This is a genomic window from Rhodoferax ferrireducens, assembly GCF_003347515.1.
Lineage (GTDB): Bacteria > Pseudomonadota > Gammaproteobacteria > Burkholderiales > Burkholderiaceae_C > Rhodoferax.
This window is the reverse complement of record NZ_QEII01000225.1, coordinates 1-573: the sequence shown is the minus strand read 5'-3', so window position 1 is coordinate 573 and position 573 is coordinate 1. Positions and strand designations below refer to the sequence as shown.

1 protein-coding gene is annotated in these 573 nt (G+C 53.8%); it reads left to right on the top strand.

The window, feature by feature from the left end; genetic code table 11:
- Positions 1–407 (top strand): GIY-YIG nuclease family protein (locus tag C5P05_RS03355; RefSeq protein WP_332871328.1); only part of this gene is annotated, 407 nt, incomplete at its 5' end.
- Positions 408–573 lie beyond the last annotated feature (166 nt).

The window sequence follows — 573 nt, the reverse complement described above, 5'->3', positions numbered from 1 at the left end:
TCGCTTGCACCGTGACTCATTTGGAACAAAAAGGATTGATGATGACAAACAAAAAGACGCTGAAACGACAGTATCTGGAGACGAAAACCCGAGCAGGCGTATATGCGATCCGTAACCAGATCACGGGTCGAGCGTTGGTTGCCGGAAGTACGAACGTTCAGGGCACACTCAACCGACATCGTTTTGAACTGCGGTATGGACAGCATCGCAACGTGAGGCTTGCGCAGGATTGGGTCGAGCATGGCGAAACCAACTTTCTCTTCGAGGTGCTCGACATGGTCAAACCCAGCGAAGATCCAGCGTTCAATGCCGCACAGGAATTGGAAATGCTAGTTAGCCTGTGGCGCCAGGAAATCCCTTGTGTCGGCGAACTCGGCTACGACGAACCCAGGAGCGAACCTCGATGAACACGAATCTCGGCTTCTGTTTGGCGCTACACCGTGCCAACGCCAGCCTGCAACTCAAGCTTGACGACGAGTTGGGCATTTACCATGGCATCAGTTTCAACGACTTTGCGCTGCTGAATTTGCTCGCGCAAGCGGACGGTGGTCGGGTAAGCATTCCGGCACTCGT